Raw genomic sequence first — 629 nt, 5'->3', positions numbered from 1 at the left:
GGATCAGTCCGGAAAGTTGTGGACTAGGCGTATATTTTGGATAACCTGTACATAAAGAATTCGATATTAGTTACCCCTCTGAACTGACTTCTGAGTGCTTTGATCTTAGCGTTGAATGATTCAGCAGATGCATTGGTACTTCTGTTATCAAAGTAGTTTAGAATATTGAGATAATGATTTTGGATGGTTCGTGAAACGGTCCTGAATGTCTTGATACCGGCTTGTTCGACCTGGTCATACCAGCGGGCCAGTTTGGTAAACCCGACGCCTTTGTCCTTTGTAGCAGAGAAGATATGCGAAAGTTTCCGGCTTAGCCGGTAAGCGGTTTCCAAAGCCGGATACAGGTGGAAAAGCAGGGTTGCCCGGTGATGCTGCGAGGCGGTCCAGTTGGTTTCATCTTTGAAGAGCAGATAGCGGCTACGGGCCAGAAGCTGCTTTTTCGTGTCACCGTTTTCCAACACATCCGGCACATAATTCTGGTTAAGCTCCTTAGCTAATTCGATCTCCAGATTTTCCTGGTCGATCGCCTGCCATCGGTATTCCACACGTAATTGCTGTACGGCATCAGTGGCCAGCTGCTGGACATGGAACCGGTCTGAAACCAGTTTAGCTTTACGAAAGCTCCGGGT

General features: G+C 47.5%; 1 protein-coding gene. It reads right to left on the bottom strand.

The features are described from left to right. Positions 1–23 precede the first annotated feature (23 nt). Positions 24–629: ISAon1 family transposase (locus J3P37_RS22870; protein WP_256014462.1), on the bottom strand; the 606-nt coding region annotated here is incomplete at its 5' end.

This window comes from Desertivirga xinjiangensis (genome assembly GCF_024436435.1).
GTDB lineage: Bacteria > Bacteroidota > Bacteroidia > Sphingobacteriales > Sphingobacteriaceae > Desertivirga > Desertivirga xinjiangensis.
This window is presented reverse-complemented; position numbering and strand designations above follow the sequence as displayed.